Source organism: Kribbella sp. C-35, assembly GCF_046549195.1.
Taxonomy (GTDB): domain Bacteria; phylum Actinomycetota; class Actinomycetes; order Propionibacteriales; family Kribbellaceae; genus Kribbella.
In genome coordinates, this window is the sequence record NZ_JAJPWG010000006.1 from 221,190 (window position 1) to 244,344 (window position 23,155).

At 68.9% G+C, this 23,155-nt stretch carries 19 protein-coding genes; 9 read left to right on the plus strand and 10 right to left on the minus strand.

All coding sequences use genetic code 11. From position 1 onward, the window contains the following. Positions 1 to 98: 98 nt before the first annotated feature. Positions 99 to 860 (minus strand): YaaA family protein, encoded by a 762-nt coding sequence (locus ACLJOO_RS35790; protein ID WP_410792113.1) that lies wholly within the window; start codon positions 858 to 860, stop codon positions 99 to 101. After that, the gene (locus ACLJOO_RS35795) at positions 857 to 1,756 is read right to left on the minus strand and encodes an aldo/keto reductase (protein ID WP_410792114.1); all 900 of its coding nucleotides are present in this window, start codon (positions 1,754 to 1,756) and stop codon (positions 857 to 859) included. Before ACLJOO_RS35795 ends, ACLJOO_RS35790 begins: the two co-directional genes overlap by 4 nt. Before the next feature lie 79 nt (positions 1,757 to 1,835). Between ACLJOO_RS35795 and pepN the strand changes: the two genes are divergently transcribed. From pepN to ACLJOO_RS35810, 3 genes are all read left to right on the plus strand, one after another. After that, complete coding sequence (gene pepN, locus ACLJOO_RS35800; RefSeq protein ID WP_410792115.1) at positions 1,836 to 4,286, plus strand: aminopeptidase N; 2,451 nt, start codon at positions 1,836 to 1,838, stop codon at positions 4,284 to 4,286. A 193-nt stretch (positions 4,287 to 4,479) separates the two neighbouring features. Next, positions 4,480 to 5,826: a septation protein SepH gene (sepH, locus tag ACLJOO_RS35805; protein WP_410792116.1), complete on the plus strand. Its 1,347-nt coding sequence runs from the start codon at positions 4,480 to 4,482 to the stop codon at positions 5,824 to 5,826. A 496-nt stretch (positions 5,827 to 6,322) separates the two neighbouring features. Next, positions 6,323 to 6,580 (plus strand): hypothetical protein, encoded by a 258-nt coding sequence (locus tag ACLJOO_RS35810; protein WP_410792117.1) that lies wholly within the window; start codon positions 6,323 to 6,325, stop codon positions 6,578 to 6,580. On the opposite strand, the gene ACLJOO_RS35815 is transcribed toward ACLJOO_RS35810, so the two are convergent. After that, on the minus strand, positions 6,561 to 7,544 hold the full coding sequence (locus ACLJOO_RS35815; protein WP_410792118.1) for a BtrH N-terminal domain-containing protein: 984 nt from the start codon (positions 7,542 to 7,544) through the stop codon (positions 6,561 to 6,563). The genes ACLJOO_RS35810 and ACLJOO_RS35815 overlap by 20 nt on opposite strands. Before the next feature lie 234 nt (positions 7,545 to 7,778). Here ACLJOO_RS35815 and ACLJOO_RS35820 point away from each other — a divergent pair, with 234 nt between their 5' ends. Next, complete coding sequence (locus tag ACLJOO_RS35820) at positions 7,779 to 8,186, plus strand: hypothetical protein (RefSeq protein WP_410792119.1); 408 nt, start codon at positions 7,779 to 7,781, stop codon at positions 8,184 to 8,186. 100 nt (positions 8,187 to 8,286) lie between these two features. Here ACLJOO_RS35820 and ACLJOO_RS35825 read toward each other — a convergent pair whose 3' ends face one another. Further along, the gene (locus ACLJOO_RS35825) at positions 8,287 to 8,682 is read right to left on the minus strand and encodes a winged helix-turn-helix transcriptional regulator (protein WP_410792120.1); all 396 of its coding nucleotides are present in this window, start codon (positions 8,680 to 8,682) and stop codon (positions 8,287 to 8,289) included. 56 nt (positions 8,683 to 8,738) lie between these two features. On the opposite strand from ACLJOO_RS35825, the gene ACLJOO_RS35830 reads away from it, so the two are divergent. Further along, positions 8,739 to 9,560: an NAD(P)H-binding protein gene (locus ACLJOO_RS35830; protein ID WP_410792121.1), complete on the plus strand. Its 822-nt coding sequence runs from the start codon at positions 8,739 to 8,741 to the stop codon at positions 9,558 to 9,560. Here ACLJOO_RS35830 and ACLJOO_RS35835 read toward each other — a convergent pair. Then, complete coding sequence (locus ACLJOO_RS35835; protein ID WP_410792122.1) at positions 9,532 to 10,098, minus strand: TetR/AcrR family transcriptional regulator; 567 nt, start codon at positions 10,096 to 10,098, stop codon at positions 9,532 to 9,534. The two genes, ACLJOO_RS35830 and ACLJOO_RS35835, sit on opposite strands and share 29 nt — an antisense overlap. Positions 10,099 to 10,189: 91 nt before the next feature. Here ACLJOO_RS35835 and ACLJOO_RS35840 point away from each other — a divergent pair, with 91 nt between their 5' ends. Beyond that, positions 10,190 to 11,551, plus strand: coding sequence for an MDR family MFS transporter (locus tag ACLJOO_RS35840; RefSeq protein ID WP_410792123.1), 1,362 nt, complete (start codon positions 10,190 to 10,192; stop codon positions 11,549 to 11,551). On the opposite strand, the gene ACLJOO_RS35845 is transcribed toward ACLJOO_RS35840, so the two are convergent. Further along, entirely contained in the window at positions 11,541 to 12,500 is a 960-nt protein-coding gene (locus tag ACLJOO_RS35845) for a quinone oxidoreductase family protein (protein WP_410792124.1), read from the minus strand. The two genes, ACLJOO_RS35840 and ACLJOO_RS35845, sit on opposite strands and share 11 nt — an antisense overlap. 341 nt (positions 12,501 to 12,841) lie before the next feature. Here ACLJOO_RS35845 and ACLJOO_RS35850 point away from each other — a divergent pair, with 341 nt between their 5' ends. Then, a complete protein-coding gene (locus ACLJOO_RS35850; protein WP_410792125.1) occupies positions 12,842 to 16,660 on the plus strand; it encodes a discoidin domain-containing protein in 3,819 nt (1,272 codons plus the stop codon). Positions 16,661 to 16,667: 7 nt separating this feature from the next. After that, positions 16,668 to 17,756 (plus strand): Gfo/Idh/MocA family protein, encoded by a 1,089-nt coding sequence (locus tag ACLJOO_RS35855; RefSeq protein WP_410792126.1) that lies wholly within the window; start codon positions 16,668 to 16,670, stop codon positions 17,754 to 17,756. Positions 17,757 to 17,814: 58 nt separating this feature from the next. Here ACLJOO_RS35855 and ACLJOO_RS35860 read toward each other — a convergent pair whose 3' ends face one another. Both ACLJOO_RS35860 and ACLJOO_RS35865 read right to left on the minus strand, forming a co-directional pair. Further along, a complete protein-coding gene (locus ACLJOO_RS35860) occupies positions 17,815 to 18,372 on the minus strand; it encodes a GNAT family N-acetyltransferase (RefSeq protein WP_410792127.1) in 558 nt (185 codons plus the stop codon). Between the two features lie 7 nt (positions 18,373 to 18,379). Continuing rightward, the gene (locus ACLJOO_RS35865; protein WP_410792128.1) at positions 18,380 to 19,645 is read right to left on the minus strand and encodes an ROK family protein; all 1,266 of its coding nucleotides are present in this window, start codon (positions 19,643 to 19,645) and stop codon (positions 18,380 to 18,382) included. Between the two features lie 104 nt (positions 19,646 to 19,749). Here ACLJOO_RS35865 and ACLJOO_RS35870 point away from each other — a divergent pair, with 104 nt between their 5' ends. Further along, positions 19,750 to 20,931, plus strand: coding sequence for an RNA-guided endonuclease InsQ/TnpB family protein (locus ACLJOO_RS35870; protein WP_410792129.1), 1,182 nt, complete (start codon positions 19,750 to 19,752; stop codon positions 20,929 to 20,931). 89 nt (positions 20,932 to 21,020) lie between these two features. Here the strand turns inward: ACLJOO_RS35870 and ACLJOO_RS35875 are convergent, their stop codons facing one another. Together ACLJOO_RS35875 and ACLJOO_RS35880 are read right to left on the minus strand one after the other, a co-directional pair. Beyond that, entirely contained in the window at positions 21,021 to 22,274 is a 1,254-nt protein-coding gene (locus ACLJOO_RS35875; RefSeq protein WP_410792130.1) for an enolase C-terminal domain-like protein, read from the minus strand. After that, positions 22,275 to 23,150 (minus strand): NAD-dependent epimerase/dehydratase family protein, encoded by an 876-nt coding sequence (locus tag ACLJOO_RS35880; RefSeq protein ID WP_410792131.1) that lies wholly within the window; start codon positions 23,148 to 23,150, stop codon positions 22,275 to 22,277. Between the last annotated feature and the right edge of the window lie 5 nt (positions 23,151 to 23,155).

The window sequence follows — 23,155 nt, forward strand, 5'->3', positions numbered from 1 at the left end:
CCCACGGCGAGCGGCCCCGGACCTGGTCCTCTTCGGAGCGTCCGCCGCGATCCGGACCGTGTCAAGCGCAGGAGCGGAGGAGATGCCGACGGCAACAATCAGTCGCGTTCCACCACGGTCAGTGTCCAGCCGGACGCCGCGCGGTCGAGTTCGGCGTTCCAGCGGGCGCTGATCAGTTTGTGGAGTGACTTCGGCGTGCCCGGATCCTTGCCGGATTCAAGCAGATGCCGCGCGACCAGGCCGCGGGTGTGCTTCGCGTTGTGCGAGACGACCGACCGCACACCGTCGCGTTCCCGCACCACGTTCACCGACACCCATTTGTCCGCCTGGTCGCCGGACGGTCGCCACGCTGCGACGTACGTCGAGGACCGGCAGTCCACGATCACGCCGTCGACGTCGGTCAGTGCGGCGTTCAGCGGATCGCGCCAGACCGACGCCAGCGGTCCGTGGCCGGGCAGCGTCGTACCCATCGACAGCCGGTACGGCGGGACGCGGTCGGCGGGCCGGAGCGCGCCCCAGGCCGCCGAGATGACGAGCAGGCGATTCGCGGCGCGGCGTTTCGTGCCCGCGGAGAGCGTGGAGTAGCCGAGGGCGTCGTACAGGACACCTGAGTACAGCTCGGAGACCGGCACGGACGGTTCGGTGCGCCACCGGGTGTTGCGCTCGACCTCGTCGCGCAGCGAAGCCCCGACTTCGAGTACGTCGTGCGCGTCGGCGGACGCGGAAACCTTCGCCAGCGTCTCGAGCACCTGCTCGCGGACCGGGTTCAGCTCCGGGAACGACAGCGTGCCGAGGTCGACGGCACGACCGCGGGACCGCCCGGACTTGCCTTCGGACGGGGGGAGGAGAATCAGAGTCACGTCAGCTCGTCCAGGGCGGCCAGGTCGGCGGCCGTCGGGTCCCAGCGGCCGGCTGCGACATTCTGCGTGATCTGCTCGGGCGTGGTGGCGCCGGCGATTACCGAGGCGACCGCGGGCTGCGCCGCGAGGCCGCCGATCGCGACGTCGATCATCGACAGGTTGCGTTCGGCCGCGAACGTCTCGAGCGCCTCGATCTTGTCGAAGTCCGCGCGCGCCAGCCGCTCGGGCTGGGTCGCGAGCCGGGAGCCGTCGGGCGCCGCCGTACCGCGCTGGTACTTGCCGGAGAGCAGACCCGAGGCGAGCGGGAAGAACGGCAGGATGCCGAGGCCGAGGTGCTCACAGGCCGGGGCCAGCTCGTCCTCGACGTCGCGTTCGAGCAGCGAGTACTGGTTCTGGGCGCTGATGAAGTGCTCCAGGCCGTTCGACCGGGCGGTCCAGTCGGCGTCGACCACCTGCCAGGCCGCGAACTGGGAGCTGCCGATGTACCTGACCTTGCCCTCGGCAACCAGTTCGGACAGCGCCGACAGGGTCTCCTCGATCGGCGTCACCGGGTCCGGGAAGTGCAGCTGGTAGAGGTCGATCCAGTCGGTGCCGAGCCGCTGCAGGCTCGACTCGACCGCTTTGCGGATGTACCGGCGGGAGCCGCGGACGCCCCAGTCGGGCCCGTTCACGCCGCCCAGGTCGCCGCCGAACTTGGTCGCGATCACGACCTCGTCGCGGCGCGCACCGAGCGCCTTGCCGAGCAGTTCCTCGCTGAACCCGTGCTCGCCGCGGTAGATGTCCGCGGTGTCGAACAACGTGATCCCCGCGTCGACCGCGGCGTTCACCACCGCGTCCGTCCGGCCCGCATCGAGCCGCCGCCCGAAGTTGTTGCACCCCAGTCCAACAACGCTCACGGTAAGACCCGAGTCACCAAGCTGCCGGTACTCCATATCGCCCATGTGCTCAGCCTAGTCTCGGCATACAGTGGCCCTCATGCCGAGTCTCACCGTCGACGGCGCCCGCACTCGGGCCGCCGCGCTTTCCGTCCAGTCGTACGACGTCGACCTCGACCTCACCCAGGGCGAGCGAACGTTCGGGTCCATCACCGTGATCAGGTTCACCGCCTCCTCGCCGTCGAGCTGGATCGATGTGAAACCGGACGAGCTGATCTCCGTGACGCTCAACGGTACGGCGGTGGACGTCGCCGGACTGAACGACGGACGGCTCGAACTCGACGGCCTGCAGGCGGAGAACGAGCTCGTCGTGGTCGCCTCGATGCTGTACTCGCACGACGGCGAGGGACTGCACCGCGCGGTCGACGCCGCCGACGGTCTGGCCTACACGTACGCGATGTCGTTCCTGGACGCCGGCCCGCGGATCTTCGCGTGCTTCGACCAGCCCGACCTCAAGGCGCCGTACCGCTTCAAGGTGACCGCTCCGGAAGAGTGGCTGGTGCTCGGCAACGGCGCCGCGACTCAGGTCTCCCCCGGCCGCTGGGAGCTGGCCGAGACCAAGCCGCTGTCGACGTACTTCGTCACCGTGGTCGCCGGGCCGTACCACCAGATCACCGACGCGCACGACGGCATCGCGCTCAGCGTGGTCTCGCGGCAGTCGCTGAAGGACGCCCTCGACCGGGAGGCCGCGGACATCTTCGAGGTCACCAAGCAGTCCTTCGACGCGTACCACCGGATGTTCGGGTACCGGTACCCGTTCGGCGACTACCACCAGGCGTTCGTGCCGGAGTTCAACGCCGGCGCGATGGAGAACCCGGGCTGCGTGACGTTCCGGGACCAGATGGTGTTCCGCTCGGCGGTCACCGACGGCGAGCGCAGCCAGCGGGCCCGGACCATCGTGCACGAGATGGCGCACCAGTGGTTCGGCGACACCGTGACGATGAAGTGGTGGAACGACCTCTGGCTGAACGAGTCGTTCGCCGAGTACATGGCGCACCGGGTGTCGACCGAGGCGACCCGCTACACCGACAACTGGATCGACTTCGCCTACATCCGCAAGTGGTGGGGCCTGCAGGCCGACCAGCGGTCCTCGACGCACCCGGTCGCGGCCGACGCGGTCAAGGACGCGCTCGCGTCGCTCGGCGACTTCGACGGGATCTCGTACGCGAAGGGCGCCGCGGTCCTGAAGCAACTCGCGGCGTACCTCGGTGACGACGTGTTCTTGGCCGGCGTCAACGCGCACATCGCCGCCAACGAGTTCGGCAACGCGACGTTCGCGGACCTGGTCGCGAAGTGGACCGAGGCCGGCGCGGTCGGTCTGGACGACTGGGCGCAGGCCTGGCTGCGGACGCCTGGCGTCGACACGATCACCGTCTCCCGGACCGCGACCGGCATCAAGCTGCACCGCAAGGCGCCCGAGGCCTACCCGGCGGCGCGACCGCACAAGCTGACCGTCGGCGGGTACGACGCCGAGGGCCGCCGTACGACGGTCGACGTCCTGATCGACGCCGACGAGGTGGACGTCGACCTGGACCCGTCGCTCGCGGTCGTGATCCCGGACGCCGGCGACGACAGCTGGGCGAAGATCCGGCTCGACTCCGTGAGCCTGGAGAACCTGGCGGCGCTGCTGCCGAAGATCAAGGACGGTGTGACGCGGGCCGTCATCCTGAACAGCGTGCGGGACGCGGTCGCCGACGCAGAGCTCGACTCGAAGGTCGGTTTCGACGTCGTCCTCGGGATGCTGCCGACCGAGACCAGCGACATCGCGGTCGGGACGCTGCTCAACTGGTCCAACACCCACCTGCTCGGCGTCTACCTGCCGTACGAGCCGCACCGCGGGCAGCTGGCCGACGTACTGCGTGCGCGCCTGGAGACCGTCGAGGTCGGAAGCAGCGTGCAGCTGTCGGTGGCCCGCGGGTTCGCGCGGTTCTCCGACGACGTCGACCGGCTGAAGGGCTGGCTTGCGGACGACGGCGTACCTGCGGGCGTCACCATGGATGCTGACCTGCGCTGGATCGTGACGCTGCAGCTCGCCCGGCTTGGCGCGATCGGCGAGGCCGAGATCGACGCCGAGCTCGCTCGCGACTCGTCGTCCGAGGGCAACGTGCACGCCACCCGCTGCCGGGCCGCGCTGCCGACGGCGGCCGCGAAGGAGCGGGCGTGGGCGCAGATCACCACCGACGCCGACATCGCGAACTACGAGCTGTACGCCGCGAGCGAAGGGTTCTGGCACCCGACGCAGGCCGAGCTCACCGCGTCGTACGTCGACAGGTTCTTCGCGGAGATCCCCGGCACCGAGAAGCTCCGCTCCGGCTGGGTGGTGGGGACCAGCACGAAGCTCGCGTTCCCTCGGTACGCGGTCGAGCAGCGGGTGGTCGACAAGGCCGCCGACCTGATCGCCGACGAGTCCGTGGCGGCCGCGATCCGGCGGTCCGTCGGTGACAGCGCGGACGACCTGAAGCGTGCACTTGCGGTGCGTTCGGCGTTCTGAGCGAGCCGCGTGGTTAGCCGTCACACCGTGTTGTGACTAATGTGACTGGTGTGATCAGGAGGACCCTGGTGACCAGGCAAGATGTGGATTCGTGACGTAACCTCCACAATGACCGCGCGGCACGGCGCGCCGGTCTTGGTCAGGCCCAGCGTCCGGGAGAGACTGTCTAGAACCGCACAGGAGAACAAGGTCAATGCGCGAGGCGAGGCTCGTCGGTCTGAGCCAGGACGGTAAACAACTCGTCCTGGCGATGGCAGAGACGGGTGAGGAGTTCGCCGTACCGGTCGACGACCGGTTGCGTGCGGCCCTCCGCGGCGACCGTGCCCGACTCGGCCAGCTGGAGATTCAAATGGAGAGCGCGCTGCGCCCACGAGACATCCAGGCTCGTATCCGCGCCGGCGAAAGTCCCGAGGCGGTCGCTGCCATCGCCCAGATGCCGATGGAACGCGTGATGGCGTTCGCCGGCCCCGTTCTGGCCGAGCGGGACCACATCGCCAGCCTCGCGCAGCGTGCCTCCGTCCGTCGTCGCGGTGGCGGTGACGCGCCCACACGGAACCTCGGCGCCTGGGTCACCGACCGGCTGCGGACGCGGCAGGTCGACCCGGCCTCGGCCGAGTGGGACGCGTGGCGGCGCGAGGACGGCCGCTGGGCGGTCCGGGTCTCGTACTTCGTCGAGTCCGAGGACAGCGCGGATCCCGAGGCGGAGCAGAAGGAAGAGAAGATCGCGATGTTCGCGTACGACGCCCCCGGGCGGTACGCGGTGCCAGACGACGACGAGGCGCGGTGGCTCGTCGGCGAGCAGGCACAGGTCACGACGACGACGCCGGTGCAGCCGCAGCCTGGTGAGCGGCGGCTGGCCGCGGTCGCGGACATCGACCCACTGATTGCCCCCGACCACGGCGCCGACAGCTACGAAGCAGGCTTCGAAGACACCGTCGGCCTCCGCCGCCGAAACCACCCGGTTTCCGGCGACGGCCGCGAGTTCGGCCTGGAATCCCGCGAAGGAGCCCGCGATGGTGCGCGGGGTGCCCGCGATAGCTCGCGTGATGATGCTCGCGATGGCTCGCGTGACTACCCGCGGGAGGGTTCGCGGGAAGCGGATCGGGGTCCGCGGCGGGTGCATTCGGTGCCGAACCCGGACGAGGAGCCGACGCTGATCGACGTACCGGTCGACCAGCCCCCGGCCCCACGCCCCGCGGTCCGCGCCGTCGAACGCCCCGCCGACCCACCCGCCTTCGCCTCCCCCGCCACCCCGGACGACCGCCCTGAGCCCGCCCGCCCGGAACCAGCAGCCCGTACCTCGGAACCTCGCCGCCCGGACCCCGTCCGCGAGCCGGCACCCAGCAACTCCCCCGAGCCGACGACTCCCGAGCAGCCCGCAGCAACCAGCACCCAGCCGGACCTGCCCGACAGCACCGAAACCACCCAGCCAACAACCGACGACGCCGCGGCCGAGACCAAGAAGAAGCCCGCCCGCCGAGGCAAGCGCGCCAGCGTCCCCAGCTGGGACGAAATCATGTTCGGCAAGAAAGCCGACTGAACCCACGGTCCAGTAGTTTCGCGGACCGTGCCCACCGATCTCGAGCTGTCCGCGCTGGCGGCCGCGAAACTCGCCGTACGACGAGACCCGGCCGCCGTCGAGGCCGTGGAGAAATGCCGAGTAGCGCTCGCGGATCAGACGCCCGACGGACAGCGGATCGCGCTCCTGGTCGGCTGGGGCTACCTCGCACTCGGTGAACCGACCGAGGCTTGGGAATGCTTCCGCGCAGCCGTCTCCTACGAGACCGAGCCGCACCTCACGGACCGTGCCGCACTCCTCGCCGGCCTGCTGGCCGCCGGGGAGCTGGAAGCAGCGAAGGCCTGCCAGGAGGCTCTCGCCGCTGACGGACAGTTCAGCGCAAGGCTCCTGCTCGGACTGGCCGAAGGCCCGGAGCCCGACGTACAGACTCAGGCCGGCATCCTCCTCGGCACCTTGCAGCGCGACGCAGGCGACCTCGGCTCAGCCCTGGCAACCCTGACCACCGCGGCACAGGGCGATGATCCCGCCGCGCTTCTCGCCCTCGCGCAGACCCACGACCTCGCAGGCGACGCGGTGGTTCCGTCAGTACATCGAGGCGGGCTACGTGGCCCATCCGCTGGCGGCAGCGCATCTCGGCGAGCTGGCGTACTGGGTCGGCGACAAGCAGGCCGCACTCCACTGGTACCAGTACACGCTGGACCACACCGACCTCCCCGTCCTGGTGGAGGAGGCCGAGGAGCGCATGGCCGACCTGCTCAGGCGTTCAGGCGGCTGAGCGCCTGCATGGCGTCGCGCTCGATCCGAGCGAGATCGTCGAGCAGGGCGCCTGCCTTCACGACGTACTGCGCATCTCCTGACTCACCCGCCGTGCTGATCAGGGCCGCGACCTCGGTCCACAAGGCGGCTGCTTCGCCGTACAGCTGGTGGCCGGTGCGAAGGTGGGTGCTGTCGAGCAGGTTGGTGCATTCGCCGAGGAAGTCGCGGTAGAGGTTGCGGAACAGCGCGCCGCCGGTGCCTGCTTTCTCCATCAGGAGCGCGGCCTGCGGCAGGTCCCGTCGCGGGTCGTCGGTCCGCTGGAGCCACCTGGGCACCAGCTTGCCGGCCTTCTCGATGCCTCGGTGACCAACGTTGGCGATGGGCGGGTGGAGAAACGCGTCGGCGCACCTGGTGATGGCAGGCACGATCTGCACCGCCAGTGAACGCAGCTCTCGGGGAGCAGTGAGGGTGAACGACCGGTGCTTGGCAGTCATCGGGCCTCGGGCGGCCCTGGCCTCGGCGAGACTGGACAGGCTCGTGGAGACCGCGCCACCTTGCTGGTCGGTGTCGACCAGATACGCGTTCTGGTCGTCGTAGCCGTACATCGCCACGACGTGACCGCCGAACTGCACCTTCGAGCTGAAGTACTCCAGGTAGTAGCTGTCGAGCTGCAGCCCGACCGGGTGCCCGGCGTCGATCGAGCCCGCGACGTTCTCCCAGGCCCTCCTTGGCGAGGTGGTCTCCTGGACCAGCAGCTCCAGCTCGAGTGTCCCGGCCAGGTTCCTGGTGAGCTCGAACGGCTTCACCCGTCCCCCGAGGAAGGGAAAGCCCAGGCTCTTGCTGTCCCAGTAGATGAAGGACAGTCCGGAGCCGAGCCCGAAGAGCATGGCCTCGGACAGATCCACCCCTTGGTCGCGGAGCAGAACGCCTAGCGCTGTCGTCTCGCAGTGCTCGCCGCCGCGGGCCTCGATGTCTGTTCGCACACCCGCATCATGAACCCTCCGGCCACGGAAGGGTCCAGCCGCTCGCTGACACATCACGGACAGTTGTCCCACATCGCGGATGGTGTTTGGCGGTGGACCCTGGCTGCTGTCATGATCGTCCGCATGCAGATGCTGTGTTGTTGCTGTTGTCGCTGACGCGCGCCGACTCTCCGGCGCACGAGGCCCTGACCTTTCCGTGGCCCGCCCGCCGACACAGCACTCACAGGAATTCGCATGAATCTCCCGGCTCTCGCCGATCTGCTCGCATCCCGTGGTCTCCGGCTCCTTCCCGGTTCGTACGCCGTACCGGTCGAGCTGCTCGTCCAGCTGCCTGACGCCACGATCGTCCGGTTCACCGCCCGCGGCACGACGCTTCGGTTGCGCAGCTACTCCGCCGACGCGCTCACCGCGATCACGATCCCCGCCGAGTGCGGCTGCGGCGACCACCACCCGCAGACCGGCCCGTCCCGCGTGACGCTCAGCCGGTACGCCGTACCGCTCGACGAACGCACCATCGACGGCGAACTCGAGTTCGGCTGGCACCACCACGAAGCCGGCCTCCTCCCCCTGGCCGACGCCACCACCCACTTCCTCACCCTCGTCGAATCCCTCCGCACCCGAGACCTAGTCGGCGTCGCCTAACCACGCGAACGGATATCCCCTCCCGTTGGGGCTTCTCCGTTGGTATACGAGGGGAGAACCCACAACCCGAGGGGATGTCCCCTCGCGTGTGAACGGCGTGTCAGGGGCGGCGGTGGGCGGGTTCGTGGGTGTCGAAGGCTTCGCGGGCCGCTTCTACCTTGGCGAGGTTGGGGGACCATTCGGCGAGGGAGTGGAAGAGCGGAGCGAGGCTGCGGCCGAGGGGGCTGATCGCGTACTCGACGCGTGGCGGGACCTCGGCGTGGTACGTGCGGGTGACCAGGCCGTCGCGTTCCAGCTGGCGTAGTCGCTGCGTCAGGACCTTCGGCGTGATCACTCCGATCCGGCGCTGCAGCTCGACGAATCGCTGCTCGCCGTACTCGTTCAGCGTCCACAGGATCGGTGTCGTCCAGCGGCTGAACACCAGATCCACCACCGGTGCGATCGGGCAGGCCTGGACAGGTTCGACAGCCGCATCAGCTGCAGTGGTCTCGGTCACAAACCCAATACTATCCTCTAGGTACCTACTATCCCGCGGCCAGTAGCGTCATCACCATGATCGTGATCACCGGAGCAACCGGCAACGTTGGCCGCCCCCTCGCCCAGACCCTGACCGCCGCCGGCGAGGACGTCGTCCCCGTCTCGCGCCATATCGAAAACCATGGCGAAGGCCACGGAGCAGTTCACCGGGCCGACCTCACCAACCCCGAAAGCCTCAAGCCGGCCCTCGACGGCGCGAAGGCCGTCTTCCTCCTCACCTCCGCGGACTTCCTTGCCAACGGCAACCTCCAGGACGTCGTCGACGTGATCCGCGAGGCCGGCGTACCGCGCGTCGTCCTGCTCTCGTCGCAAGGCGTCGGCACCAACCGCCACCCCTCGATCCACGAAGACGCCGTCACCGGCTCCGGCCTGGAGTGGACGATCCTGCGCCCGGGCAACTTCGCCAGCAACGCGTTCGCCTGGGCCGACTCGATCCGCACCCAGCGGGCCATGGCCGCGCCGTTCGCCGACGTCGCCCTCCCCGCCGTCGACCCCCAGGACATCGCCGAGGTCGCCGCAGCCGTACTACGCGACTCGGCTCATGCCAACGCCGTCTACACACTGACCGGCCCCGCCGCGATCTCACCGCGCCAGCAGGCCGAGACGATCCAGACCGTGATCGGTGCGCCGATCCACTTCGCGGAACTCACCCGCGACCAGGCCCGCGCCAACATGCTCAACTTCATGCCGGCCCCGGTCGTCGAGGCAACGCTCGACGTTCTCGGTACGCCGTCAGCGGCTGAGCAGCAGGTCAGTCCCGACGTCGAGAACGTGCTCGGCCGCCCGCCGCACCCGTTCGCGGACTGGGTCAGCCGGAACGTCGAGGCGTTCCGCTGACCAATGGCAGGAACACGTCGTCGACCAGCGAGACGAGAGTCGAGGCCGGCACCGGTTCACGGGTGAACAGCATCTCGTGACGCAGCAGGTTGGTGGGCGCGGTGAGCACCCGTTCGGGAACGTCCGCGGTCGGGATCTCCCCGCGCTCCGCCGCCTGCTTCACGATGGTCGTCATCATGCCGACCATCCGCCGGAACGCCTCCGAATCCAGGTCGGGCGCCTCGGAGAGCAGCCCGTGAAAGATATCCGGCCCGATCGCAGCGAACCGATCGGCCATCCGCCGCAGCACTTCCAGTACGTCGTCCCGCAGGCTGCCCGTGTCCGGGATGTCGTCGATGATCGAGCCGGTGCGGTGCCGCATCGCCGCGATCACGAGCTCCGCGCGATTCCGCCACCGCCGGTACAGCACCTGCTTGCCGGTGTGCGCCCGCGCCGCGACAGCCTCCATGGTCAGCCGTGCGTACCCGGACTCCAGGACCTCGTCCCAGGCCGCGTCGAGTAGCGCCGCCTCGAGCTCCGCACCGCGCCGACGCTCCATGCACCCTCCAAAAAGAGACCTTGCGTCTCTTAACGGTTCGAGCCTACTCTGAAATCCGTAAGAGACGCAACGTCTCTAAGGAGCCGCTCGAATGACCACCACCACTGACCGCCTCGACCGGTCGGTCCTCAAACTCGCCGCCGTGCTCGTCCTCGGCGCACTCGCCCCACTGCTCGACAGCACGATCGTCACCGTCGCGATCCACACCCTCGGCGCCGACCTGCGCGCCTCGGTCGCCACGGTCCAATGGGTCAGTACGGCGTACCTGCTCGCGCTGGCGATGGCGGTCCCGATCACCGGCTGGTCGGCGAACCGCTTCGGCGCCAAACGGATGTGGATCCTCGCGCTCGGACTGTTCCTCGCGGGCTCGATGCTGTGCGGAGCGGCCTGGGACATCGGCTCGCTGATCGCGTTCCGCGTCGTCCAGGGCGTGGGCGGCGGTCTGATGCTGCCGATCCTGCAGACACTGCTGCTGCGCGTCGCCGGCCGCGACCGGATCGGCCGGTTGATGGCGGTCGTCACCCTGCCCGCGATGGTCGGCCCGATTCTCGGGCCGGTGATCGGCGGCGTCCTGGTCGGCCACCTCGACTGGCGCTGGATCTTCTACGTCAACGTGCCGATCTGCATCGCCGCGATCGCCTTCGCCGTACGTACTCTCCAGCCCGACCCGCCGGCGACCGCAGCACGGCTCGACGTCCTCGGTCTGCTGCTGGTCTCCCCCGCGCTCGCCGCGATCATCTACGGCCTCAGCCAGGTCGGCGATCATGGCTTCGGCCAATCCGCCGTACTCGTGCCACTCGCCGTCGGCGTACTGCTGCTGACAGCGTTCGTACTGCGACGCGCGGCCGAGCCGCTCATCGACCTGGCACTCTTCCGCACGAGATCGTTCGCCGCCTCGACCGCGCTCATGTTCCTCACCGGCTTCGGTCTGTACGGCGCGATGCTGCTGCTCCCACTCTTCTACCAGCAGGCCCGCGGCGAGACGGTGACCGCTGCCGGCCTGCTCCTTGTACCGCAGGGAATCGGCAGCCTGCTCGCCCGCACGGCCGGAGGCCTCACGGATCGCCTCGGCCCGCGCCCGGTCGTCCTCGCCGGCATCGTCCTGACCGCACTCGGAACCATCCCGTTCGCGGTCGCGGACGCGTCGTACTGGCTGCTCGGGATCGCGCTCGTACTTCGCGGCGCCGGGTTGAGCGCGGTCAATCTCGCGGTGATGGTCGGCGCCTTCCGCGACCTCGAACCGACGCAGATCCCGCACGCGAGCAGCACGACGCGCATCATGCAGCAACTCGGCGGCGCTTTCGGTGCGGCGACGCTCGCCGTCGTACTGCAGAGCCAGCTCACGGGGCACCACACGTCGACGGCGTATGCACACAGCTTCCTCTGGGCGATCGCGTTCACGGTGGTTGCCGCCGTACCTGCCGTCTTCCTCCCGGCCAGAGCTAGCCGTTGACTCGGAGTACGAGCTTGCCCGTGGTCGAGCCGGACTCGATCCGTCGATGCGCGTCCGCCGCCTGGTCGAGTGCGAGGACCTCGACCCGGACCTGAAGCTGTCCGGAGGCAGCGGCCTCGACCGCCCGACGCAGGCCGGCGCCGACCGTCTCCGGGAAGGCGCCGGCGAACGCGGCGAGGTTGAAGCCGGAGACCGTCTTGTTCGTGAGCCACAGCTCGTTGGCCGAGATGCCGACGTCCGCCGCACCCGAGGCGTTTCCCATCACCACCATCCGGCCCATCGGCGCCAGCCTGTCCAAGCTTGTCCGTCGGGTTGCACCACCGACCATGTCGACGACGATGTCGAACTCCCCCGCGCCGGCAACGTCGTCGCGCAGGATGACCTCGTCGTATCCGATGGCCTTCGCGATCTTCTCCGCACTCCCGACCGTGCCGACGATCCGCCCGGCGCCGAGCAGCCGAGCGGCCTGGCCGAGCTGACTGCCCACTCCACCGGCCGCGGCGTGCACGAGCACACTCTCGGTTGGCTCGATCCGGGCGACCCGATCGAGGACCAGGAAGGCCGTGGTGCTGTTCGACGGCAACGCCGCCGCGACGTCGAGCGGGAGGTTGTAGGCGGACAGCGGTACGACCAGTTCGGCGGCGGTTGTCACGACTTCGGCGTACCCTCCGCTGGCGACGATCGTCAACGCGGCGACCGGCTCCCCGACCGACAGTCCCTCGACGCCGGGCCCCAGCGCCCGGACCCGGCCCGAGACCTCGATCCCTGGCACGAACGGGAGGGGCACCTCCGCGATGCCCTGCCGGTAGAGGATCTCGGCGAAGTTGGCGCCCGCGTAGGCAACGTCGATCGCCACCTGACCGGGGCCGGGAGTCGGCACGGGTACGGCGTCCAGTCGCAGAACGTCAGCGCTGCCGAACTGAGGGATGGTGACTGCTTTCATGTTCATGGCCACGATGCTGCGAGTGGAACCGGCGAACAGGCAGTGTCAGTTCATCGTGGGTGTGGCACCACAGCCATCAGCCGGCTGAGCCGCCCCTCGGTGCCGGTCCCGGGGTACGGCGAGTCCCGGCCACCGGAAGCCCGACGTCGGCCGGTGTCAGCCGCTCCCGGCGGCTCCGCAGGAATTCGCGCAGTTCCGACTGCCGGGGAGTTCTTCGCTGATCGGGAATCCGGGGCACTCAGCCACGCTACCCCGACGGCCCGATCATGGGCTCTTGAATTAGTAACACGCTTGGTTTAACTTATCCGCGCAGTTGATCTTCCGGCCCGCCACCTGGAGGTTTCAGCATGTCCAGACGTCTGCTCGCGCGGGTCCTCCCCGCCGTGCTTCTCACCAGCGTTCTCGTCGTACCGACGGCCCGCGCTGCCACCATGTATCCCAGTGGGGTCGGTGCCGATCTCGGCCCGACCCCGACCACGCTCGGCGTGCAGCCCGCCGCCGGCGACGACCCGGCCGGTCTTCGGACCGGCAGCGAGCAAGGTCGCACGTACTGGCAGACCAACCAGGCCGCCGGCACGGGCTACCTGGAATTCGACGTCGACGGCGACTACGTCGACGAGATCGGCACCGACGACGTCCTGGTGACGGTGACCTATCTCGACAGCGGCTCGGGCACGCTAGAGCTCCAGTACGACGCCAAGGCCAATCCGCAGCAGGACACCACCGACGTCCAGCTCACGAACACCGGTCAGTGGAAGACCGGCGTCTTCGCGCTCACCGACATCACGTTCACGAACCGCCTCGGTGACGCCGACGTCCGGCTCTTCGGAGGCAGCAGCGACATCACGATCGCCGGCCTGCGGATCAGTACGGCGGGAGCCTCGGTACAGCTCGGCGCGACGCCGGTCCAGAACGGGATCAGCCCGCGGGCCGGCGACGACGCCTCGCACCTGATCACCGGCGTCCAGGACGGTCGCCCGTACTGGCAGACCGACCACACCGCTCCGCCGCCGGGCACGAACTTCTTCTACATAAACGTCGCCGACACCTACCTCTACGACAACCGCAGCCTCGTGCTGGTCAGCATCGACTACTTCGACGAGGGCAACGGGCAGTTCGGGCTGCACTACGACTCCCCCGGCGAGACGATCCCGGACAAGTTCAAGAACTCCGAAGTCGTTCGGTACGGCGACACCAAGACGTGGAAGACCTACACATTCGCGCTGCCGGATGCGGTGATGACGAACCGCTCGAACGGCGGCGACTTCCGGATCCACAACGGCGACGGCACCGTCGACCTCAAGGTCGCCGCGGTCCGGGTCGCCAAGGTCGCGACCACCCTCGATGTCACCGAAGGGCTCGTCGACCTGATCGGTCAGGCGACCCGCATCGAGAAGGCCGCCCGCGAAGGGACGCGCGACGGGCAGTACCCGGTCGGCAGCCGCGCCACCTTGCAGGACGCGATCGACAACGCTCAGGCGATCGCGTCCACTCCGGGCGTCACCGACGTACAGGTCAAGGCCGCGCTCACCGCGTTGCAGGCCAAGCTGGACGCGTTCACCGCGTCGGTCGTGGACACCAACTTCGCGGACGACGGTACGGCGACTGCGAGCGGTGGGACCGGGGTTGCTCAGGTCAACGACAACAACCATCAGACGGCCTGGACCGGTGGTGCGGACTCGTGGCTGCAGATCGATCTCGGTGCGCGGCGTCCAGTGAACGACGTGCGGGTCGAGTGGGCCGAGGCGTACTCCCCGGACTACTCCGTGCAGGTGTCGAACGACGGCCAGCAGTTCGTCAGCGTCGGCCGGACCGGATCGCCGGGCGGGAACCAGTTCAGCCGGACGCGGTTCGCGACGGTCAGCGCGCGATACGTCCGGGTTGCGATGACCGGGGCCGAATCCTTTGCAGTCAAGGAGTTGCAGCTGCGGCTGGTGCCGGTCGTGGCGCCGACGCCGCGGCTCGTGTCGACAAGCAATCCGACCGAGGACGGTGTGGTCGCGGACTTCGACGCTACGCAGTTCGGCGCCGACCGTAGCGGCCGGCGGGATTCCACGCAGGCGATCCAGCAGGCGATCTACGCCTGCCAGGATGCGGGTGGTGGCACGGTGTGGCTGCCTGCCGGGCAGTACAGGGTGACCGACACGATCGAGGTGCACGCATTCTGCAGTGTCCGCGGCGACCACGGTCAGAAGCTCGGCACGGGCACGGTGATCGTGGCCGACCTGCCGTCCGGTGACGACGGGCCGAGCCTGTTCCGGATCGGCGGCAGCGCGGGCGTTCTCGGCGTGACGACGTACTACCCGCATCAGAGCGCGAGTACGCCGGTTCCGTACAACTACACGTTCGAGATCCCCGGCGGCGCGTGGATCGGCAACGAGAACTACATGATGGCGACGGTCTCCGACGTCACCATGCTGAACTCGTACCGCGGGATCGGCGTCAGCACGATGCCGAACGACCACGGCAACGCCCCGAGCTCGGGTCAGGTGCACGAGTCGACGACGATCCGCAACGTCCGCGGTACGGCGCTGTTCGAGGGCGCCCGCGCCTACAACGGCGCCGACGTCGGCACCTGGGAGACCGTTGCCTTCAGCAATTCGTACTGGTCCTCCGCGCCGGCCGCCTTCCACCCGCCGGCCCGGGCCGTCCTCGACGCGTGGACCCGGGCGCACGGCACCGGCCTGGTCCTCGGCGACCTCGAATGGGACCAGTTCTACCGGATCGCGCTCTCCGACTACGCCGTCGGCATCCACGTCGTCGCGGGCCAGCGGGCCCAATTCACCGGCAGCTTCCTCGAGCCCGACGTACGCCGGGTCGGGACCGGGCTGCTCGTCGACGTGATGGACGACCGTTGGGGCATGACGCTCGCCGGTGGCCGTGTCGAGGGCGGCATCACGAACAACTCGCGCGGCTACGTGAAGATCACCGGGACAGCGCTCTCTGGCGTTCTCTCGGGCATCATCCACCGGATGTCGGGCACCGCGCCGAGTTACACCCAAAGAGCGCTTCCCCGGCCTGTGCAGAAGCTGTACGTCGTGGATGCGCCGCACGGGGTCGGGTATCTGCCAGCCGCCGACGCGACGCGTGAGGTGCAGAAGGTGCTCGATCGCGCTGGGCGTGAGGGTGGCGGGATCGTCTACCTGCCCGCCGGGTGGTACCGGATCAGTACGCACCTGAGCGTTCCGGCGAAGGTCGAGCTGCGCGGTGCGTCCGCCGTACCGAACCGGGATCAAGGTGGGGCGAGCGGCGGGACGGTGTTGCAGGCGTTCGAGGGACGCGGCGCGGGAGAGTCAGCAACCGCTCTCTTGACGCTCTCCGGGAAGGGCGCCGGCGTCCGCGGACTGCGGGCCTTCTACCCGGAGAACAACCCCGCGAACGGCCTGGTGCCCTATCCGTACGCCGTCCGCGGGCACGCCGGCGCGAACTACGTCATCAACGCCGGGTTCCCGAACGCGTGGAACGGCATCGACCTCAGCGGTGACGGTGTCGTGGTCCGCAAGGTCGCGGGCGCGTTCTTCGACCACGCGATCGCGATCGGCGCGGGGCGCGACGGCCGTGTCGAGGGCGTGCTCTCGAACGGGAACGCGGTCACCCGGGTCGGGTACCAGCAGCCGTACTGGATGAACGAGGGCCGCATCTTCGAGCTCGTCATCGACAAGTACATGCGGAAGACCGCGAAGATCGTCACCGTCGACGGGGCGCGCGGGCTGACGCTGCTGAACGTGTTCGCGTACGGGTTCCACGACGGCCTCGTGGTGAACTCCGGTCAGGTGGACGCGTTCAACCTGGGCACCGACAACCTCGGCGGCGACGGACACACCGTGCAGGTCGTGAGCGGAGACGTCGAGGCGACCAACCTCGCCCGCTACAACGGCGCGACGCTGAGCGGTCCGGCGACGTTGCACAACGTGATGGTGATCAACGTCGTCCAGCGCAGCATCGCCGTCGAGGCGAACGGGAACGGCACCGTGAAGATCGCGGGAAACGAGTCCGAACCGGGAACGTACGAGGTCGGCGCGCAGGTCACAGTGACGGCAGCGCCAGGATCGGATAGCGTTTTCCGGGATTGGACCGTGAACGGGACCGTGGTGTCGACAACGCCGTCGTACACGTTCACGGTCGGCACGGACCAGATACTGACCGCCAACTTCACACCGAAGTAGGAGCGAGATGGCTGACACACAACAGCAGGTCGCGATCGTCGGGTGCGGCATCATCGGCCGCACCCACGCCAAGACCATCGCGGAACGGCCGGACGCGATCGTCACCGCCCTGGTGGACGGTGACGCCGCGGCCCGGGAGGCACTCCAGGCACAGCTGGTGGAACTCGGCCAGCCGGAGCCAAAGGTGTTCGACGACCTGACCGCGGCGCTGGGTGGGTCGGACGTCTCCCTCGTCGCGATCTGCACCCCGAGCGGCACGCACGCGGCGCTGGCCGAGCAGGCGCTGAACGAGAAGAAGCACGTCGTGATCGAGAAGCCGCTCGACGTCGACCTGGTCCGGGCCCGCCGCCTCGGCGCGGCGGCCACCCGGGCCGGGAGCCACGGTGTGCTGTCGTCGGTGATCAGCCAGCACCGTTTCGACGCCGGCAGCGCCGTGGTGAAGCAGGCGATCGACGCCGGGCGATTCGGGCAGCTGACGTCGTCCGTCGCGACGGTGGCCTGGTGGCGCAGCGACGAGTACTACGCGTCGGCGGGCTGGCGCGGGACGTGGACCCAGGACGGCGGTGGCGCGCTGATGAACCAGGGCGTCCACACCGTCGACCTGATGCTGTGGTTCATGGGCCGCCCGGTGAGCATCCAGGCCCAGGCGCTGCGGGCCGCCCACCACGCGATCGAGGTCGAGGACACCGTCGTCGCCACGATCACCTTCGAGAACGGCGCCGTCGGCACACTGCACGCCACCACCGCGGCGTTTCCTGGCGGCCGCACCCGCGTCTCCGTCCACGGCACCGAAGGCGGCGCCGAGGTCGAGGACGACCGCCTCCGCCGGCTGAACGTCGACGGCTCGAAAGACGACCAGCCCGTCGACGTCGGCGGCCCCGGCGGCCATAAAGCGCAGTACGACGACATCCTCAAGGCGATCGCCGACGGCACCCCGCCCGCCATCACCGTCCAGGACGCCATCGACGCCCTGGCCACGGTGCGCGCTGTCTACATCGCCTCCACCCTCCAACGCCCGGTGAAGTTCGTCGACGTGCTCGAAGGGCGCTACGACGACGTGGATGTGTCCCGAGGCGTCGGGCTTCCCCCAAGCTGAGACCTTCACTGGTGAGCTGGGACCTGATATTTCAGGTCCCAGCCCGCCGCAACTGGTCTCAGGCGCCCGGCTCGCGCGAGTTCAGGATGCGTTGGTACAGGTTGCAGTCCTGCCAGTGGCCGTCGATGTGGAGGTACGTCGGGGCCATGCCGATCTGGTGGAAGCCGGTGCGTTCGAGGACTCGTTGGGAGGCGGAGTTGCCGGTGAGGGTGCTGGCTTCGATGCGGTGGAGTTTCAGGACCGTGTCGGCGATGTCGGCGACCGCCTCGACGGCGCGGGTGGCGAGGCCTCGGCCCAGTACGTCCGCGGCGAGCCAGTAGCCGAGGGCCGCGCTGCGGAACGGGCCGGGGACCAGGTCGCTCAACGTGATCTGACCGACGATCCGATCGCCTGAGGCCAGGACCCACGGCACGACCTGGCCGTTCTTGTAGCGCTCGAGCTGGTACGTCATCCGCTCGGCCTGTCCGGCGGCGGTGAACCATTTCTCGTTGCGAACCGGTTCCCACGGCCGGAGATGCTCGCGGCTCCGGGTCTGTGCGTCGGCGAGGGCGGGGGCGTCGTCGAGGGTCGCGATCCGGAGCTCGACGTCCGGCGTCAGCGGGCGGGGTTCGATCACTGCGTCATCACTTGGGCAGCCTACGTGCCTGACTCGATCCCGAGACCCGAGGGGTGAACGCGTCGTGGAAGATCGTCGACGCCGCCCCGACCGCGGCCGCGTCGGTCTGCAGCATCGACTCCTCGACCGCGACCGGCCGGGTCTCCCGGGCCACCGGATGCGCGTTCACCGCGCGCCCGATCTCGGTCAGCAGGATCTCCGAGATCTCCTTGCCGTACGCCGGCCCGCCGAGGACCACGAGATCGATGTCGAGCAGATCCACCAGACCGACCGCACCCTGGCCGATCACCCGGGCGACCTGCGTGACCGCCTTCACCGCCGCCACATCCCCGTCGGCCGCCGCCTTGCACACGGCCCGGTACCGCTTGGCCTCGTCCGTTGCCTGAGGATCGGTCTCGACGTACCCGAACTCGCCCGCGATCACCGGCAACGACGCCGTCGGGTTGCACTCGGGGATCATGCGGGGTCCGTCGACCGGGTCCCACTCCCCCATCCGCAGCGCCGCGATCTGCCCGAACTCACCGGCGTTCGCCGTGCCGCCGCGGTAGATCGAGCCGTTCAGGATCAGACCGCTGCCGACGCCGGTGCCGAGATAGAGGTACGCGAAGTCCCGCGCCCGCGCCGACCGGCCGATCCACCGCTCACCGATCGCGGCCGCCGTACCGTCCTTCTCCACGAGCACCGGATGATTCAGCTTCTGCTGCAGCAGTTGACGGATCTTCAACCCGCGCCAGGCCGGCTGCAACGGCAGCGCGAGCAGTGTCCCGTCCGCGTCGATCGGGCCTGGTACGGCGACGCCCACACCGAGCATCGACGCGAGGTCGACCTGGCTGATGCTGAGCGCCGCGTTCACCGTGGCCGCGGTCAGGTCGATCAGTTTGTCCGCCGCGAGGTCGTCCGCGAGGTCGACCGTTTCGCGCCGCACGATCGTGCCGTCCAGGTCGACCACGGCGACGGTGAGCAGTTCGGGATCGATGTGGATGCCGACCGCATGCGCGGCCTTGGACCGCAATCGCACTGGCGTCCGCGGCTTACCGAGCCGCTCCGCGCGCTCCTGCGCCTCCTCCACCAGCAACCCCTGCTGGAGCAGGAGACGCAGGATCCGCGACACCGACTGCTGCGTCAGGCCGGTACGGCGGGAGATCTCGGTCCGGCTGATGATGCCGGCCAGCCGGATCGTCTCGATGATCACGGCCTCGTTGAACGAGCCCAGGTCGTACTGGTTCGCGCCCGCGCGCCGCAGCTCGGCAAGTCCCTCGACCGAATCGCTCATCGAACTAGCTGCGGGGAAACCCCGTGCTTCAGGGCGGGGAAGAACCGCAACTCCCTCCCTTCACGTCTCAGAGACTGTCCGTGCCGACTGATTGAATGAGTGACATGCCCCGCTTTCATCTTGCTCCAACTCCGGTGCAGGAAGCGGCGTTGCTGGACCAGTGCGCACATGCCAGATACATCTGGAACCTTGCCTTGGAGCAGTGGTCGATGTGGTCGGCGGGACGCAGGACCTACCCGCCCCGTTACGTGCAGCAGGCGCGGCAGTTGACCGAGGCCAGGGCCGCCGGCGATTGGTTGAGGTCGGGGTCTCAGACGGTGCAGCAGCAGGCGCTGCGCAACTTCGACCAGGCCGTCACGAACTTCTTCGGCGGCACCCACCGGCGGCCGACGTGGCGCAAGGCCGGCATCCACGAAGGGTTCCGGATCGTTGGCCCGCAGGCCCAGCGGGTAGAGAAGCTGAACCGCAAGTGGGCACGGGTCCTGATACCGAAGGTCGGTTGGATCAAGTTCCGGCTGTCCAAGCCGCTGGCCGATGCGAAGTCGTACCGCGTCGCCCGTGACCGCTCCGGCCGGTGGCACATCGCGTTCGCAGTGGTCCCGGACCCGATTCCTGGACCAGGCACCGGCGAGGTTGTCGGTGTGGACCGTGGCGTGACCGTGTCGGCGGCACTGTCGACGGGTGACGTGCTGCGCGTGCCGACATTGACCACGGGCGAGAAGAGGCGGCTGCGGAAGCTGCAGCAACGGCTTGCCCGCTCCCAGAAGGGCAGTAACCGCCGCGCCAAGATTAAGGCCGCGATCTCCCGGCTGAAAGCCCGCGAGGTGGATCGGCGCAAGGATTGGGTCGAGCAAACCAGCACCCGGCTTGCCCGCGAGTTCGATGTGATCCGGGTCGAGGACCTGCGCATCGTCCAGATGACGCGGTCGGCCAAGGGCACGGTGGACGATCCCGGGAAGCGGGTTCGGCAGAAGTCCGGCCTGAACCGGGCCATTCTGGCCAACGGCTGGGGTCAGCTGGTCCAGCGGCTGGAAGACAAGGCCGCTGGACGGGTCGAGAAGATTCCTGCGGCCTACACGAGTCAGACGTGTTCGCGGTGCGGGATCAGGGATCGGGAGGCGCGCGAGAGCCAAGCCGTCTTCCGTTGCCGGACCTGCAGTTACAGCGCGAACGCCGACGTGAACGCTGCTGTCAACATCGCGGCCGGACGGGCCGTGAACGCACGTGGAGCGACTGCGGTCCTCGTCGCCGAGAAGCGTGAACCTCAACTCCCTACCTCCGCGTAGTTGGGTTGGAATCCCCATCCTTAGGGCGGGGAGGACGTCAACTCCGCCTCCCCGTCTCGTCCCTCACTGGCCGTGATCGTACTGCTGAATCACGGTGCTTCGAGCGCTCCGTCGATGCGCCGTACGCCGGCCGCCCACTCGTCGTGACCGGACAGCTCCGCCGGATAACGAGCCGCTGCCTCCAGATCGACGTCGATCCCCCAGCCCGGCGCCTCGTTCGGCCGCAGCCAGCCGTCCTCGATCCGCAGCGTCCCGGGGAACACCTCGTACGTCGCCTCGTTGTAGATGTGCCCCTCTTGGATGCCGAAGGCAACGGACGTCACGTCCAGCGCCACGTTCGCCGCGGCGCCGATCGGCGAGGTGTCGCCCGGACCGTGCCAGGCTGTCCGTACGCCGGAGATCTCGGCGAGGTCGGCCAGCTTACGGGCCGGGGTGAGACCGCCGATGTCCGAAACATGCGATCGGATGAAGTCGACGCCGCCGTCCCGGATCAGCCGGACCGCGTCACCGAACGACGTCGTGAGCTCGCCGACAGCCAGCGGAACCGGGGATGCCGCCCGGACCTCGGGCAGCCGGTCCCACAGCTCCGGCGCGAGCACGTCCTCGAGGAAGAACAACCGGTGCGGCTCGAGCGAACGAGCCAGCAGCACCGCCTCCTTCGGCGTCAGCCGGGAATGCACGTCGTGCAACAGTTCGGTGTTGTCGGGCAGCGCGTGCCGCGCCTCCGCGAACAGCTCCGGAGTCGTCCGCAGGTAGTCCCGCACCGACCAGCCGTTGTGGTACGGCGCATCCGGGTAGAGCGTCGGCACCTGCGGAGCGCCGTACCCGCCGCCACCCGGTGTCGAGACCTGCAGCCGGATGTGCCGCCAGCCCTGCGTGATCAGCTTCTGCGCGTGGTCGATCGTGTCGTCGATCGTCCGCCCGCTCGCGTGGATGTAGGTATCGGCGGCCGCGCGGACCTTGCCGCCGAGCAACTCGTACACCGGCATGCCGGCGCGCTTGCCGGCGATGTCCCACAGCGCCTGGTCGATACCGGAGATCGCGTTGTTCGTGACCGGTCCGCCACGCCAGTACCCGGAGTACGACGCCAGCCGGGTCAGGTCGCCGATGTCACCCGGGTAGCGCCCGACGAGCAGCCGGGACAGGTGCTCGTCGACGAACGTCTGGACGGCCTTCCAGCGCTGCGTGAACGTGGCGCACCCGAGCCCGTACAGGCCCGGTTCGGTGGTGTCGATCTTCACGACCACCAGCGGGATGCCTTGCGGCGCCGTGACGATCGCCTTCACCTCGCGGATCCGGACATCGTCCCGCGCGGGCCACGGCTGGTCGAAGTTCGAGGGCATTCAGTGCTCCAGGGAGAGGGTGGGTAGGTCGAGTTCGTGCCGGGCCTCGAAGCCGAGCACGGTCCGTACGGCGGTCAGGTCGATCGGCACCTCGCGTCCGGCGAACCGTCGCGACCGCGGCACGTCCGGCGCGTACGCGTCCAGCAGGTCCTCGGTTGGGTACGGCGCGTTGGTGGTGCTCGCGGTGACGAAGAAGGTGTGGGCGCCCGACAACGGCGCGGTCAGTCCGAGCTCGACGGCGTACGCCGCATCGCGAGTGTCCAGATAGCTCCAGCCCTCCCGCAGGCCGCTGCCCGGATGCTCCCGGACGTGGTCGGACATCTGCTGCAGCACCTCCGCCGAGTTCACGTGCGGGAACCGGAACGCCACCACGTCGATCCCCCACCGCCGCCACGCCATCCGCGCGGTGTTCTCGTCGTTCTGCTTCGACAGCGAGTACGGGTCGCCGATGTCGCTCGGCGCCCGCTCGTCCCACGGGAAGTACGGCGGCCGGATCTCGTGCGGGTTGAACGGTACGCCGGTCGCGTTGATGCTGCTCGCGATCACGGCCCGGTCGATGCCGAGGGCACCGGCCTGGGCCAGTACGTTGAACGTCGACACCACGTTGATCGAGTACACCTCGTACGGCGTACCCGCCGAGGGGTGCGGCAGCGCGGCCAGGTGCACGACGTACTCCGCGCCCTCCAGGGCATGCGCCACGTCGGTCTCGGACCGGGTGTCGCCGATCAGCACCCGGTCCGCCTTCAGATCCGGGTGCTCGACGTTCGACAGCGTGGTCACCTTCGCACCCAGCTCGTTCAGGTGCTCGACGGTGACCAGCCCGATCCGGCCGGCGGCCCCCGTCACCAAGACCCGCCGACCGTTCAGTTCATTCACTCTCG

Excerpts from the sequence above, each read along its gene's own strand:
- ACLJOO_RS35840 (WP_410792123.1), top strand. The coding sequence starts at position 10,190 with ATGACCACCACCACTGACCGCCTCGACCGGTCGGTCCTCAAACTCGCC.
- ACLJOO_RS35810 (WP_410792117.1), top strand. The coding sequence starts at position 6,323 with ATGATCCCGCCGCGCTTCTCGCCCTCGCGCAGACCCACGACCTCGCAG.
- ACLJOO_RS35835 (WP_410792122.1), bottom strand. The coding sequence starts at position 10,098 with ATGGAGCGTCGGCGCGGTGCGGAGCTCGAGGCGGCGCTACTCGACGCG.
- ACLJOO_RS35830 (WP_410792121.1), top strand. The coding sequence starts at position 8,739 with ATGATCGTGATCACCGGAGCAACCGGCAACGTTGGCCGCCCCCTCGCC.
- ACLJOO_RS35850 (WP_410792125.1), top strand. The coding sequence starts at position 12,842 with ATGTCCAGACGTCTGCTCGCGCGGGTCCTCCCCGCCGTGCTTCTCACC.
- ACLJOO_RS35855 (WP_410792126.1), top strand. The coding sequence starts at position 16,668 with ATGGCTGACACACAACAGCAGGTCGCGATCGTCGGGTGCGGCATCATC.
- pepN (WP_410792115.1), top strand. The coding sequence starts at position 1,836 with ATGCCGAGTCTCACCGTCGACGGCGCCCGCACTCGGGCCGCCGCGCTT.
- ACLJOO_RS35865 (WP_410792128.1), bottom strand. The coding sequence starts at position 19,645 with ATGAGCGATTCGGTCGAGGGACTTGCCGAGCTGCGGCGCGCGGGCGCG.
- ACLJOO_RS35820 (WP_410792119.1), top strand. The coding sequence starts at position 7,779 with ATGAATCTCCCGGCTCTCGCCGATCTGCTCGCATCCCGTGGTCTCCGG.
- ACLJOO_RS35875 (WP_410792130.1), bottom strand. The coding sequence starts at position 22,274 with ATGCCCTCGAACTTCGACCAGCCGTGGCCCGCGCGGGACGATGTCCGG.
- ACLJOO_RS35845 (WP_410792124.1), bottom strand. The coding sequence starts at position 12,500 with ATGAACATGAAAGCAGTCACCATCCCTCAGTTCGGCAGCGCTGACGTT.
- sepH (WP_410792116.1), top strand. The coding sequence starts at position 4,480 with ATGCGCGAGGCGAGGCTCGTCGGTCTGAGCCAGGACGGTAAACAACTC.
- ACLJOO_RS35870 (WP_410792129.1), top strand. The coding sequence starts at position 19,750 with ATGCCCCGCTTTCATCTTGCTCCAACTCCGGTGCAGGAAGCGGCGTTG.